Origin of the sequence: Aquincola tertiaricarbonis (genome assembly GCF_000969605.1) — a bacterium.
Taxonomy (GTDB): Bacteria; Pseudomonadota; Gammaproteobacteria; order Burkholderiales; family Burkholderiaceae_C; genus Aquincola; species Aquincola tertiaricarbonis.
The window spans coordinates 156,918-170,270 of record NZ_JZUE01000001.1; the positions used below are offsets into that span (position 1 = coordinate 156,918).

Genomic DNA, 13,353 nt, shown 5'->3' on the forward strand with positions numbered 1-13,353 from the left:
CATGAATCAGCCGAGCCGTTGCTTCTTCCTTGCCGCCCGCTGGCTGCTGGCCTGCGTGCTGGCCGTGGCCGCCGCCGCGCCCGCCCGGGCCGACCTCTACGTGGTGGTGCATGCCGACAACCCCAGCCGTTCGATGACGCAGAAGGAAGTGCTCGACCTGTACATGGGCCGCAGCCGCGTCTTCGCCCATGGCGACGTGGCCCTGCCCTTCGACCTGCCGCGCGACAGCAGCGGGCGCGAGCGCTTCTACCAGGCGTTGGCCGGCATGGGCCTGTCGCAGGTCAACAGTTACTGGTCGCGACTGATGTTCACCGGCCAGAGCATGCCGCCGCTGCCGCTGCCCGGCGAGGCGGAGATGCTGGCCATCGTGCGCCGCAATCCGAATGCCATCGGCTACGTGGCCACCGAGCCCGCCGACCGCGGCATCCGCACCGTGCTCGTGTTGCGGGAGCCGCGTTGAAGCCACGCCGCCGGCGCTGGCGCGCGCTGGGCCGGCTGCAGGCGCGGCTGCTGCTGACGGTGGCCGGCGGCGCGGTGGCTTTCGCGCTGCTGGCCGCGGCCGCGGCCTATGCCCTGGGCGCCCAGCGCAGCCAGGCCGACGCCCGCCGCACGCTGGACGACCTGGCCACGGCCGTCGAGAAGACGGTGCAGATCGGCACCTTCAGCAGCGACACCGTGCTGCTGGGCGAGGTGGCCGGCGGGCTGGTCGGCCATCCGCTGCTCCTGCGCGCCGTGATCCGCGATGCCGCGGGCCGCGTGCTGGTCGACACCGGCACCGCCGCGCGGCCGCCGGCGGACTGGTCGCTGCTGCGGCCGGTGCTGTCGCCCTTCGATGCGCGTGAACGCATCGGCATGCTGGAGCTGCTGCCCGACGCCGATGAGCAGCGCCGCAGCGCCCGGGCCGAAGCCCGCACGCTGGCGCTGCCGCTGGTGGCGCAGACGCTGCTGGTGGCGCTGCTCGTGTACGCGGTGGCTGCCCGGCTGGTATCCGCGCCCATCGTGCACACCGCCGGCGCACTGCGCCGCATGCAGCCCGGCACCGGCGAGCGCCTGCCCACGCCGCCGCTGCACCAGCACGACGAGATCGGCGAGCTCATCGCCGGCGCCAACGCCCTGCTGCAGGCCAACCAGCTGACGCTGCAGCGCGAGCGGGCGCTGCGCGCCGAGATCGAGGCGATGGAGGCGCAGTACCGCGAGATCTTCGACTCCACCAGCGCGGGCATCTTCGTGCTCACGCCGTCCGGCCGGCTGCTCAACAGCAATCCCACCGCGCTGCGCGTGGTGGGCATGCCGCTGCGCGAGATGCGCGACCTGCGCGAGACCGACTTCCTGCGCGAGGTGTTCGCCTGGCCCGAGCGGGTGGAAGCCATGATCCGCGAGGCCCTGCGCACCGGCCACACCGTCTCCGGCGACCTGGAGCTGCGCCGGCGCGACCAGGGCCTGCAGTGGGTGCACTGCCTCATCTCCGTGCAGGGCCACGACGCCGCGGAGGGCGGCCGGCCCGGTGCGCAGCGGCTGATCGAGGCGGTGATGTACGACGTGACCGAGCGCATCCGCACCGAGCACCATGTGCGCTACCAGGCCGAGCACGACATGCTCACCGGCCTGCGCAACCGCGTGGGCTTCGAGGCGCGGGTCGAGCGCATGCTGGCCGCGCCCCAGCATCCGGCGCTGTGCCTGCTCTACATCGACCTGGACGGCTTCAAGCGCGTGAACGACGAGCTGGGCCATGCCGCCGGCGACGAGGTGCTGCGTGCCTGCGCGCTGCGCATGAAGCATGCGGTGCGCCGCGGCACCGACAGCGTGGCGCGGCTGGGCGGCGACGAGTTCGCGGTGGTGCTGCAGCATGCCGGTGGGCATGAGGAGGTGGTGGCGCGCATGGCCGCCCACCTGCTGGCGGCGCTGTGCGAGCCCATCAAGCTGGTGGACGGCCGCACTGCCCAGGTGGGTGCCAGCATCGGCATCGCCACCGCGCCGCGCCACGGCGCCACGCTGCAGGCCCTGGCCGAAGCCGCCGATGCGGCAATGTACGAGGTCAAGCGCACCGGCAAGAACAGCTTCGCCACCGCCTGGCGCGCGCCGCCGGCCTAGACACCCGCCTGCCGACCAGGTTGCCAAGGTAGGGGCTGCGCGCGCAAGCGGGCTGCCTACACTGCGGCCACATGTTTGCATTGCGCACCGACGACGGACTGCCGCTGCACCTGCGACGCTGGTCCGCACCGGGCGCGGCCCGCGGCACCGTGCTGCTGGTGCACGGCCTGGGCGAGCACATCGGCCGCCATGCCGCGCTGGCCGACGAGCTGAACCGGCAGGGCTGGCACGTGGCCGGCTACGACCAGCGTGGCCACGGGGCCTCCGGCGGTGCCCGCGGCCATGTGGCCGGCCCGTACAGCCTGCTGTCCGACCTCGGCAAGATGGTGGCCCACTGCCGCGCCCAGTCACCCGGGCCGCTGGTGCTGCTGGGCCACAGCCTGGGCGGCCTGGTGGCCGCGCGCTACGTGGCCGAGGCACTGAACGCCCAGCCGCATGCCTGGTGCCGGCCGGTGGAAGGCCTGCTGCTGTCCTCCCCCGCGCTGGACGCGGGGCTGAACGGCCTGCAGCGCGGGCTGCTGCGCATGATGATGTCGCTCAAGCCCGAGCAGGCGCTGCCCAGCGGGCTCAAGGCCGAGTGGCTGAGCCGCGACCCGGCCGCGGTGCAGGCCTACCGTGGCGACCCCCTGGTGCACGACCGCATCACGCCGCGGCTGCTGCGCTTCATCGTCGACGCCGGCGTGCTGGTGCGTGCGCAGGCGCCGCGCTGGAGCCTGCCCACGCTGCTGCTGTATGCCGGCGCCGACCGCTGCGTGGACCCCGAAGGCAGCGCCGCCTTTGCCGCCCGCGCCCCGCGGCGCTGGGTGCATGCGCAGTGCTTCGATGGCTGCTTCCACGAGCTGTTCAATGAACCGCCGCCGGCGCGCACGCAGGCGCTGCAGGCGGTGCACAAGGCATTGCAGGCATTGGCCGAGCCGCCGGTCGATGCCCTGCGGCAGGCCTAAACTGGCCCGCACGCCTGATCCAGCCCATGCCGAAAGGACCGCCACGATGAATGCCCGCGACCCCAGCCTGCCCCTGCAACCGGATGAAACCTCGGCCATCGCCAGCTTCGCTGCCCAGGTGTGGGACGAGGAGATCGTGCCCGCGGTCACCCGCTACATCGGCATCCCGTGCAAGAGCCCGATGTTCGATGCCGACTGGCAGAAGAACGGCCACATCGAGCAGGTGATGCGCGAGGCCGCCGAGTGGGTGGAAAGCCGCAAGGTCGAGGGCCTGAAGCTGGAGATCGTGCGCCTGGAAGGCCGCACGCCGGTCATCTTCTTCGAGGTGCCCGCCACCAAGGCCGGCAGCGACGACACCATCGTGCTGTACGGCCACCTGGACAAGCAGCCGGAGTTCAGCGGCTGGCGCAACGACCTCGGCCCCTGGACGCCCAAGTACGAGGACGGCCTGCTCTATGGCCGCGGCGGCGCCGACGACGGCTATGCGGTGTATGCCTCGCTCACCGCCATCATGGCGCTGGACCGGCAGGGCATCCCGCGCCCGCGCTGCGTGGGCATCATCGAGGCCTGCGAGGAAAGCGGCTCCTTCGACCTGCCCGCCTACCTTGATCTGCTGCGCCCGCGGCTGGGCAACGTCAGCCTGGTGGTGTGCCTGGATTCGGGCGCCGGCAACTACGAGCAGCTGTGGCTCACCACCAGCCTGCGCGGCATGGTCAGCGGCGTGCTGAAGGTGGAGGTGCTGACCGAAGGCGTGCACTCGGGTGATGCCAGCGGCCTGGTGCCGTCGAGCTTCCGCATCCTGCGCCAGGTGCTCGACCGGCTGGAGGACAGCCGCACCGGCGAGCTGTTGCCGCAGAGCTTCCATTGCGAGGTGCCGGCCTCGCGCATCGAGCAGGCCCGCGCCACCGCTGCGATCCTGAAGGACGAGGTGTGGAAGCGCTTCCCCTGGGCCTGCGGTGCCGAAGGCAGCCCCACGCTGCCGACGACGACCGAGCCGGTGCAGGCGCTGCTCAACCGCACCTGGAAGCCCACGCTGTCGGTGGTGGGCGTCGACGGCTTCCCCGAGCTGAAGAACGCCGGCAATGTGCTGCGGCCGTACACCGCTTTCAAGCTCAGCCTGCGGCTGCCGCCGCTGATCGACGGCAATGAAGCCGCGCTCAAGCTCAAGGCGCTGCTGGAAGACAACGCGCCCTACAACGCCAAGGTCACCTTCCAGCCCGACGGCCGCGCCGGGGCGTTCGGCGCCAACGGCTGGAATGCGCCTGAGCTGTCGCCCTGGCTGTACGAGGCGCTGAACAACGCTTCGCTGGCGCAGTTCGACGCGCCGGTGGGCTTCGTGGGGCAGGGCGGCACCATCCCGCTGATGAGCATGCTGCAGCAGGGCTTCCCGAAGGCCCAGATGATGGTGTGCGGCGTGCTGGGCCCCAAGAGCAACGCCCACGGGCCGAACGAGTTCCTGCACGTGCCCTACGGCAAGAAGCTCACCGCCGCGGTGGCGCAGGTGATGGCTGCCTGCCCTTGACGTCGGCGCCCAGGCTCGCTGCGCTCGCGGCCCCCCGAGGGGGTGCCCAAGCCCTTGGGGCGGCCCGGCGGGCTTGATAGTGATAACCCGCGTCGGTGGCGCGGGGGCTGCGGCTATAAACGGGGCCGCCAATTTCCAGCAGGACCCGTTCGTGAAAGCCGACCGTGAATGAGCCGCAGGGCTTGCCGCCCGACGAGGCTCCGCCGCCAGTGAAGGTGCCACTGGCCATTGAAGACTGGCTGGCCGTGCTCATCATGGCCGCGCTGGTGCTCATCACCTTCGCCAACGTGCTGGTGCGCTACTTCAGCAACCAGTCCTTCGCGTGGACCGAGGAGATCTCGGTCTTCCTGATGATCGTGATGACGCTGGTGGGCGGCTGCGCCGCCGTCGCGCGGGACATGCACATCAAGATCGAGTACCTGCTGGACGTGGGCAGCAGCCAGCGCCGGCGCCGCCTGCGGCGCTTCGGTGCGCTGTGCACCGCGGGCTTCTTCCTGCTGCTGGCGGGCCTGAGCGTGCGCATGGTGTGGGACGAGTTCCGCTACGACGAGACCACGCCCGCCATCGGCCTGCCGGCCTGGTGGTTCTCGGTGTGGCTGCCGCTGCTGTCGCTGGCCATCGCCGGCCGGGCCTTCGGGCTGTACCGGCGCCTGCGCCCGACCGAAGCATGATTGCCGCCACGCTGTTCCTGCTGTTCATCGGCCTGATGCTGCTGGGCGTGCCCATCGGCGTGGCGCTGGCGCTGGGCGGTTCGCTGGCCATCGCGCTGGCCAACCCCGACACGATGATGTTCGGCCTGCTGGCGGTGCCGCAGAACTTCTACGCGGGCCTGGCCAAGTACCCGCTGCTGGCCATCCCGATGTTCGTGCTGGTGGGCTCGATCTTCGACCGCTCGGGCGTGGCGCAGCGGCTGGTGAACTTCGCGGTAGCCATCGTGGGCCGCGGGCCCGGCATGCTGCCGCTGGTGGCCATCGCGGTGGCGATGTTCCTTGGCGGCATCTCCGGCTCCGGCCCGGCCAATGCGGCCGCGGTGGGCGCGGTGATGATCGCGGCGATGAACCGCGCCGGCTATCCGCCGGCTTACTCGGCCTCGGTGGTGGGGGCGGCCGCAGCCACCGACATCCTCATCCCGCCGTCCATCGCCTTCATCGTCTATTCGGTGATGGTGCCCGGCGCCTCGGTGCCGGCGCTGTTCGCGGCCGGCATGGTGCCGGGCATCATGGCCGGCATCGCGCTGGTGGTGCCGGCGGTGTGGCTGGCGCGCCGCCACCGCATGGGCGCATTGGAAGCCGACATGCCGCGCCCGCCTTTCTGGCCCAGCCTGGTGCAGGCCTCGTGGGGCCTGGCGGCGCCGGTGCTCATCCTGGGCGGCATGCGGCTGGGCTGGTTCACGCCCACGGAAGCCGCGGTGGTGGCGGTGGTGTACGGCCTGTTCGTGGGCATGGTGGTGCACCGCACGATCGGCGTGCGCGACCTGTTCCCCATCCTGCGTGAAGGCGCCGAGCTGTCGGCCGTCATCCTGATGGTGGTGTCCTTGGCAGGCATCTTCGCGTATTCGCTGTCCACGCTGTCCATCATCGATCCGGTCACGCGGGCCATCGTCAACTCGGGCCTGGGCGAATACGGCGTGCTGGCGCTGCTGATCGTGGTGATGATCGTCGCGGGCATGTTCCTGGACGGCGTGTCCATCTTCCTGATCTTCGTGCCGCTGCTGCTGCCCATCGCGCAGCACTACCAGTGGGACCTGGTGTGGTTCGGCGTGCTGCTCACGCTGAAGGTGGCGCTGGGCCAGTTCACGCCGCCGATGGCCGTCAACCTGATGGTGTCGTGCCGCATCGCCCGTGTGCGCATGGAAGCCACCATCCCCTGGGTGGGCTGGCTGCTGGCCGCGATGGGCAGCGTGATGCTGCTCGTCATCGTGTTCCCGCAACTGGCGCTGTGGCTGCCGCGGGTGCTGGGTTACTGAAGTTCAACCGATCAACCGGAGGAGACGAAACATGAAACGACGACTGTTGGGTGTGGCGCTGTCGGCCCTGGCCGCGGCCGTGATGGGCCTGGCCGGCGGTGCCGCGCAGGCGCAGAACTACAAGGCCGAATACAAGCTGTCCACGGTGCTGGGCCCGGCCTTCCCCTGGGGCAAGGGCGGCGAGCTGTGGGCGGAGCTGGTCAAGCAGCGCACCAACGGCCGCATCAACATCAAGCTGTATCCCGGCACGTCGCTGGTGCAGGGCGACCAGACGCGCGAGTTCACCGCCATCCGCCAGGGCGTCATCGACATGGCCATCGGCAGCACCATCAACTGGTCGCCGCAGATCCGCGAGCTGAACCTGTTCTCGCTGCCCTTCCTGCTGCCCGACTACGCGGCCATGGACGCCATCACGCAGGGCCCGGTGGGGCAGGACATCTTCGCCCTGGTGGAAAAGGCCGGCGTGGTGCCGCTGGCCTGGGGCGAGAACGGCTACCGCGAGATCAGCAACAGCAAGCGCGACATCAAGCGGCCCGAGGACCTCAAGGGCCTGAAGATCCGCGTGGTGGGCTCGCCGCTGTTCATCGACACCTTCACCGCGCTGGGCGCCAACCCCACGCAGATGAGCTGGGCCGACGCCCAGCCCGCGCTGGCCAGCGGCGCGGTGGACGGGCAGGAGAACCCCATGTCCATCTTCACCGCGGCCAAGCTGCAGACGGTGGGCCAGAAGCACGTGACGATGTGGGGCTATGTGGCCGACCCGCTGATCTTCGTCGTCAACCGCGACGTGTGGCAGAGCTGGACGCCGGCCGACCGCGAGATCGTCAAGCAGGCCGCCATCGACGCCGGCAAGCAGGAGATCGAGATCGCCCGCAAGGGCCTCGCCGAAGCCGACCAGCCGCTGCTCAAGGACATGAGTGGCCTGGGCGTGTCCGTCACCCGCCTGAGCGCAGCCGAGCGCGAGGCCTTCGTGGCCGCCACGCGCCCGGTGTACGACAAGTGGAAGAACAGCATCGGCGCGCCGCTGGTGACCAAGGCCGAGCAGGCGATCGCCGCGCGCAGGAAGTGACGGCCGTTTAACGGCTGCGTCACAGGCGCCCGGCACAGTGCGCCCCTTCGAAGAACCACACATCACAGGAGTACCGATGTCGATGAACTTGAAGGGGGCCGTGCTGGCCCTGGCCGCCGCCGCCTCGCTGGCCGCACCCTTCGCGGCCCAGGCCGCGCTGAAGACGCTGGACGGCAAGGCGCCGCTGGTCATCGCCCACCGTGGCGCCAGCGGCTACCTGCCCGAGCACACGCTCGGCGGCTACGAACTCGCCATCAAGATGGGCGCCGACTACATCGAGCCCGACCTGCAGCTCACCAAGGACGGCCAGCTGGTGGCCATGCACGACACCTCGCTGGCGCGCACCACCAACGTGGAACAGGTGCTCGGCCAGCGCAACGGCGGCTACCGCGTGGGCGACTACACGCTGGCCGAGATCAAGACGCTGACGGTCAACCCGTCGGGCGGCTTGTCCAGCACCACCTACCCCGGCTTCAATCCCAGCGCCGCCGAGCCGTACCGCGTGCCCACCTTCCAGGAGGTGATCGACTTCACCAAGCAGCAGAGCGCGCTGGCCGGGCGCGAGATCGGCATCTATCCGGAAGTGAAGACCGCGGGCCTCGAGATCGAGACCAAGGTGCTCGACACCCTGGTGGCCAATGGCTACAAGACCGGCGACAAGGTGTTCATCCAGTCGTTCAATGCCTCGTCCATCCAGAACATCAACACCCGCCAGACGCAGCTGGGCTACGACTTCCAGCTGGTGGTGCTGGGCAGCGCAAATGCCATCGGCACGCTGGGCCTGGCCAACATCGCCCAGTACGCCGACGGCGTGGGCGTGTCCATCGGCAGCGCCGGCATGGGTGAGAGCTTCATCGCCGCCGCGCATGCAGCCAACCTGAAGGTGCACGGCTACACCTTCAGCAAGTTCGACGACACGGCCAATGCCCAGTACCTCGAGTGGTATGGCTACGGCATCGACGGTGTATTCAGCAACTACACCGACAAGGCCCTGGCCGCGCGCACCGAGTTCCTGGCCGCGCAAGTGCCCGAGCCCGGCACCTGGGCGATGTTCGGCCTGGGCATCGCCGGCCTGGCGGTGTTTGCACGCCGCCGCCAGCAGGCCGCCGCGTAACAGCGCTGTAACGCCGGCACGGCCCGGGGGCCGATTGGCCCCTGCGGCTGGCGGTTCATTGCGCTTGGGCCAACAATGCGCGCCTATGGACCAGTTCAAAGCCATGCGCACCTTCGTGCGCGTCATCGATGAAGGCAGCTTCGCCGGCGCCGCGCGTTCCCTCGATGTGGCCCCGGCCGTCGTCACCCGCGTGGTGGCCGAGCTGGAAGCCCACCTGGGCACCCGGCTCATCAACCGCACCACGCGCCGCATTGCGCTCACCGAGATCGGCGAGCAATACCTGGAGCGGTCGCGGCTGATCCTGGCCGAGGTGGAAGAGGCCGAGGCCCTGGCCAGCAGCGCCCAGCGCGAGGCCCGCGGCATCGTGCGGCTGCGGGTGCCGCCGGCCTTCGCGGTGCACCGGGTGGCGCAGCTGCTGCCGGCCTTCCACAAGCTCTATCCGCATGTCACGGTGGAGATCAATGCCTTCGGCGCGGTGGACGACATCGACGACTCGCAGGACATCACCATCCTGTGGAAGCGCGGCCCGCTGGACGGCGAGTTCGTGGCCCGGCGCCTGGCGCGCAGCGAGGTGGTGCTGTGCGCCGCGCCCGAGTACCTCGACCTGCACGGCCGGCCCAGCCATCCGCGCGAGCTGAGCACGCACAAGATCCTGATCCCGCCGGTGTCGGAGATGCAGAACGGCCTGACCTTCTACCGCGGCGTGTGGAGCGAAGGCGAGCCCGAGGCCGAGGCGGTGTCGCTGGTGCGGCCCGGCCCGTCGCCGATGAGCTCGCTCAACACCGATGTCAACTATGCCGGTGCGCTGGCCGGGCTGGGCATCGCCGGCCTGCCGTCCTTCATCGCTGGCGATGCACTGGTGGAGCAGGCGCTGGAGCGCGTGCTGCCCGAGTGGCAGCTGTTCACCTTCACGCTGTGGGCCTGCATGCCTTCGCGCAAGCATGTGCCGGCGCGCACGCGGGCGCTGCTGGAGTTCCTGGTCAGCAGCTTCGGCGGCGAGGACCGCGACCCCTGGCTGGAAGCCGCCGGCTGCCCGACGCTGGATTGCGAGGGCTCGGCCGCTTCAGCGCAGCGAATAGGCGATCTCGCCGCGCATGCCTGACAGCGGCTCGATCAGCGGCAGCAGCGGGCCCAGCTCGCGGTAGCGCCGTGCCACCTTGGTGGCATAGGCGAAGAAGCGCGGCAGGTCCTCGGCGTACTTCGGCTTGCCGTCGCGGTGCTTCAGGCGGCTGAAGATGCCCAGCACCTTCAGGTGGCGCTGCAGGCCCATCCATTCCACCTGCCGCCAGAACTCGCCGAAGTCCAGCGGCACCGGCAGGCCGGCCTTGCGCGCCTGCTCCCAGTAGCGGGCGGCCCAGTCGATCTCGCGTTCCTCCTCCCACGACAGGAAGGCGTCGCGCAGCATCGAGGCCACGTCGTAGGTCAGCGGGCCGCGCACCGCATCCTGGAAGTCGAGGATGCCGGGGTTGGGGTCGCACACCATCAGGTTGCGCGGCATCCAGTCGCGGTGCACGGCCACCTGCGGCTGCGCCAGGGCGCTGTCGGCCAGCCGGCGCGTCACATGCGCCCAGTGCTTCAGTTCGGTCTCGCCCCAGGTGACGCCGAATTCCCGGCCCACGCACCATTCGGGGAACAGCGCCATCTCCCGCTGCAGCAGCGCCTCGTCGAAAGGCGGCAGGCTGCTGGCGTCCACATGCACCTGCCAGTGCACCAGGGCCTTGATGGCGTCGCGCATCAGCGCATCGGCCTGGCCCGCGGTGGCTTCGGACAGCGCATCGAGGTAGAGCTGCCGGCCCAGGTCGGTCAGCAGCAGGAAGCCCTGTGCCTCGTCGGCCGCCAGTACCTGCGGCGCATGCAGGCCCGCGCCGGCGATCAGGGCGGCCACCTTCACGAAGGGGCGCACGTCCTCCTGCGGCGGTGGCGCGTCCATCAGCACGAAGCTGCGGTGCGATGCGCCGTCGATTCGAAAATACCTGCGGAAGCTGGCATCGGCCGAAGCCGGCCGCAGGCTGGCCACGTCCAGGCCGTGCTGCACGGCCAGCGGGGCCAGCCATTGCTGGAAAGCGGCCTGCCGCGTGGCGCTGGGCCAGGCGATGGCGGACGGGGAAGTGGCGGTCATAATCGATTCTACAAATCGCCCCGGTGTCGCCGATGCGGCCGCGTGCCGCCCCGCCGGGGCCGGCTGTGGCCCCCTTGCCCGCCGGACGTTTCCCGCTGCTGCCCGAGTTGCTCTTGACGCGCCCGAATCCATCGCACCTTGCCTGGCTGCGCGCCTGCATGCCCACCCCGCTGGCCCTGGCCGCCGCACTGTGCTGCGCGCAGGCCGGCGCCCAGACCGCCCCGGCGCGCGTGCCGGCCGCCGCACCACCGGCACCGGCCGCTTCCGCCCCGGCACCGGCCGCTTCCACAGCCGCAGGCCCCGCCGTCATCCTGCAGGCCGACCGCATCAGCGGCCGGCCCGACATCGACGCGCAGGCCGAGGGCAATGCCGAGCTGCAGCGCGGCCCCTTGGTGATCCGCGCCGACAAGCTCAGCTACGACAGCGTGGGCGACCTGGCCAAGGCCCAGGGCAATGTGCGCATCAGCCGCGACGGCGACCGCTTCACCGGCCCCGAGGTGCAATTGCAACTGCAGCGCTTCGAAGGTTTCTTCCTGCAGCCGGAGTACTACTTCCCCTCCACCGGCGCCGGCGGCAAGGCCGACCGCATCGACTTCATCGACGACCAGCGCTCCCAGCTGTGGGGCGGCACCTATTCCTCCTGCGGCGCCGACGGCAGCGGCACGCCCGCGTGGCTGCTGGGCGCCGACCGCATCCGGCTGGACCGGCAGGCCAACGAAGGCGTGGCCGAGGGCGCGGTGCTGCGCTTCTACGGCGTGCCCATCCTTGCGGCGCCGCGCCTGAGCTTCCCGCTGACCGACGAGCGCAAGTCCGGCTGGCTGCCGCCCTCGCTGGACGTGGACAACAAGAGCGGCGTCGGCATCGGCGTGCCGTACTACTGGAACATCGCGCCCAACCGCGACGCCACCATCACGCCCACGGTGATGACGCGGCGCGGCTTCTCGGCCGACCTGCAGTTCCGCTACCTGGAGCCCAGCTTCCGCGGCGAGATCGACGTGCATGCGCTGCCTGACGACCGCGTGACCGACACCTCGCGCCATGCGCTGCGGCTGTTCCATGAAGGCGATGCGCCGCAGGGCATCCACTACCGCATCCGCGGCCTGCGGGTGTCCGACGACGAGTACTGGAAGGACTTCTCCTCCCAGGCCAGCTCGTGGACGCCGCGGCTGCTGGCCACCGACCTGCAGGCCGACCGCAGCTTCCGCTGGAACGGCATCGACGCCACCGCCTATGCCCGCGTGCAGCAATGGCAGGTGCTGCAGCAGGATGACGCCCGCATCGTGGCGCCCTACCAGCGCAGCCCGCAGCTGGGGCTGCGCGGCAGCAGCCTGCTGGCCGGCGGCTTCGAGACCGCGTTCGAGACCGAGGTCAACCACTTCACGCGGCCCAGCAACGGCCAGCTCGATCCGCTGCCCACCGGCACGCGGCTGCATGCGCTGGGCAGCATCAGCCGGCCCTGGCGCGCGCCGGGCTGGTGGGTGGTCCCGAAGTTCTCCTTCAATGCCGCGCAGTACCAGATCGACCATTCGGCCGGTGGCCGGTATGACAACGAATCGCGCACCATCCCCACCGTGAGCGTGGACGGCGGCATGGTGTTCGAGCGCCGGGCCAGCTGGTTCGGTGAGACCCTGCGGCAGACGCTGGAGCCGCGTGTGCTGTACGTCAACACGCCCTACCGGGAGCAGCGCGGCACGCCTAATTTCGATGCCTATGGCAAGGATTTCAATGCCGTCAGCGTCTACAGCGACAACGAGTTCTCCGGCGTCGACCGCGTCTCCGACACCAACACGCTGACCGCCGGCATCACCACCCGGCTGCTGGACGAGAACACCGGCATCGAACGCCTGCGCCTGGGCCTGGCCCAGCGCGTGCAGTTCCGCGACCAGAAGCTGGTAGCCAACCCCGACGGCACGCCCAACATCGATTCCACGCCGGAAGGCGAGGGCTCCACGCAGCGCTTCTCCGACCTGCTGCTGTTCGGCACCGCCACGCTGTCGCCGCGCTGGATGGTGGACGGCGCCATCCAGTACGACCCCGACAGCCGGCGCACCGTGCGCTCGCTGCTGTCCACGCGCTTTACGCCAGGGCCCTTCCGCACCCTCAGCGCCAGCTACCGCCTCACCCGCGGCCTGAGCGAGCAGCTGGAGGTGGGCTGGCAATGGCCGCTGTACCAGCGCGATGCCGCCGCCGCACGCGCGCAGGCCGCAGGTGCCTGCAGCGGCACGCTGTATGGCGTGGGCCGCCTCAACTACAGCCTGCGCGACAGCCGTGTCACCGATTCCATCGTCGGCCTGGAGTACGACGCCGGCTGCTGGATCGGCCGCGTGGTGGCCGAGCGACTGTCCACCGGCCGCAGCGAAGCCACCACCCGTCTGCTGCTGCAACTGGAGCTGGTCGGCCTGTCACGTCTCGGTTCCAACCCGCTCAAGGTCTTGAAGGACAATGTGCCCGGCTACCGCCTGCTGCGCGAAGACCGTGATGCAGGCGCCGACGCGGCCTCCTCGGCCGCCTTCTGATCCCGCCGCCCC

11 protein-coding genes are annotated in these 13,353 nt (G+C 70.4%); 10 read left to right on the forward strand and 1 reads right to left on the reverse strand.

What is annotated here, in order from left to right:
- The first annotated feature begins 1 nt into the window (after position 1).
- The 9 genes from VO99_RS00775 to VO99_RS00815 all read left to right on the forward strand — a co-directional run bounded on the left by VO99_RS00775 (position 2) and on the right by VO99_RS00815 (position 9,808).
- Positions 2-460, forward strand: a complete 459-nt coding sequence (locus VO99_RS00775; RefSeq protein ID WP_052736011.1) for a type 2 periplasmic-binding domain-containing protein — start codon at positions 2-4, stop codon at positions 458-460.
- Positions 457-2,091, forward strand: coding sequence for a diguanylate cyclase domain-containing protein (locus VO99_RS00780; protein ID WP_052736012.1), 1,635 nt, complete (start codon positions 457-459; stop codon positions 2,089-2,091). The genes VO99_RS00775 and VO99_RS00780 overlap by 4 nt, the downstream gene beginning before the upstream one ends.
- A 71-nt stretch (positions 2,092-2,162) precedes the next feature.
- Entirely contained in the window at positions 2,163-3,035 is an 873-nt protein-coding gene (locus VO99_RS00785; RefSeq protein ID WP_083440266.1) for an alpha/beta hydrolase, read from the forward strand.
- 46 nt (positions 3,036-3,081) lie between these two features.
- Positions 3,082-4,557 carry a M20 family metallopeptidase gene (locus VO99_RS00790; RefSeq protein ID WP_046110887.1) on the forward strand — a complete coding sequence of 492 codons (1,476 nt, stop codon included), beginning with the start codon at positions 3,082-3,084 and terminating at the stop codon, positions 4,555-4,557.
- Positions 4,558-4,721: 164 nt separating this feature from the next.
- Positions 4,722-5,228 carry a TRAP transporter small permease gene (locus VO99_RS00795; RefSeq protein WP_046110888.1) on the forward strand — a complete coding sequence of 169 codons (507 nt, stop codon included), beginning with the start codon at positions 4,722-4,724 and terminating at the stop codon, positions 5,226-5,228.
- Positions 5,225-6,523: a TRAP transporter large permease gene (locus tag VO99_RS00800; protein ID WP_046110889.1), complete on the forward strand. Its 1,299-nt coding sequence runs from the start codon at positions 5,225-5,227 to the stop codon at positions 6,521-6,523. The genes VO99_RS00795 and VO99_RS00800 overlap by 4 nt, the downstream gene beginning before the upstream one ends.
- A gap of 31 nt (positions 6,524-6,554) precedes the next feature.
- Positions 6,555-7,592 (forward strand): DctP family TRAP transporter solute-binding subunit, encoded by a 1,038-nt coding sequence (locus VO99_RS00805; protein WP_046110890.1) that lies wholly within the window; start codon positions 6,555-6,557, stop codon positions 7,590-7,592.
- 76 nt (positions 7,593-7,668) lie between these two features.
- Positions 7,669-8,706: a glycerophosphodiester phosphodiesterase family protein gene (locus VO99_RS00810; RefSeq protein WP_052736013.1), complete on the forward strand. Its 1,038-nt coding sequence runs from the start codon at positions 7,669-7,671 to the stop codon at positions 8,704-8,706.
- Positions 8,707-8,791: 85 nt separating this feature from the next.
- Positions 8,792-9,808, forward strand: a complete 1,017-nt coding sequence (locus VO99_RS00815; RefSeq protein WP_046110891.1) for a LysR family transcriptional regulator — start codon at positions 8,792-8,794, stop codon at positions 9,806-9,808.
- Here the strand turns inward: VO99_RS00815 and VO99_RS00820 are convergent.
- Positions 9,770-10,825 carry an aminoglycoside phosphotransferase family protein gene (locus VO99_RS00820; protein WP_046110892.1) on the reverse strand — a complete coding sequence of 352 codons (1,056 nt, stop codon included), beginning with the start codon at positions 10,823-10,825 and terminating at the stop codon, positions 9,770-9,772. The genes VO99_RS00815 and VO99_RS00820 overlap by 39 nt on opposite strands.
- Positions 10,826-10,983: 158 nt before the next feature.
- Here VO99_RS00820 and VO99_RS00825 point away from each other — a divergent pair, with 158 nt between their 5' ends.
- Positions 10,984-13,341, forward strand: coding sequence for an LPS-assembly protein LptD (locus VO99_RS00825; RefSeq protein WP_046110893.1), 2,358 nt, complete (start codon positions 10,984-10,986; stop codon positions 13,339-13,341).
- Positions 13,342-13,353: the final 12 nt, after the last annotated feature.

Bases quoted from the DNA above. Each gene is read 5' to 3' on its own strand.
- VO99_RS00820 (WP_046110892.1), bottom strand. From the start codon at position 10,825: ATGACCGCCACTTCCCCGTCCGCCATCGCCTGGCCCAGCGCCACGCGG.
- VO99_RS00810 (WP_052736013.1), top strand. From the start codon at position 7,669: ATGTCGATGAACTTGAAGGGGGCCGTGCTGGCCCTGGCCGCCGCCGCC.
- VO99_RS00800 (WP_046110889.1), top strand. From the start codon at position 5,225: ATGATTGCCGCCACGCTGTTCCTGCTGTTCATCGGCCTGATGCTGCTG.
- VO99_RS00805 (WP_046110890.1), top strand. From the start codon at position 6,555: ATGAAACGACGACTGTTGGGTGTGGCGCTGTCGGCCCTGGCCGCGGCC.
- VO99_RS00825 (WP_046110893.1), top strand. From the start codon at position 10,984: ATGCCCACCCCGCTGGCCCTGGCCGCCGCACTGTGCTGCGCGCAGGCC.
- VO99_RS00790 (WP_046110887.1), top strand. From the start codon at position 3,082: ATGAATGCCCGCGACCCCAGCCTGCCCCTGCAACCGGATGAAACCTCG.
- VO99_RS00815 (WP_046110891.1), top strand. From the start codon at position 8,792: ATGGACCAGTTCAAAGCCATGCGCACCTTCGTGCGCGTCATCGATGAA.
- VO99_RS00775 (WP_052736011.1), top strand. From the start codon at position 2: ATGAATCAGCCGAGCCGTTGCTTCTTCCTTGCCGCCCGCTGGCTGCTG.
- VO99_RS00785 (WP_083440266.1), top strand. From the start codon at position 2,163: ATGTTTGCATTGCGCACCGACGACGGACTGCCGCTGCACCTGCGACGC.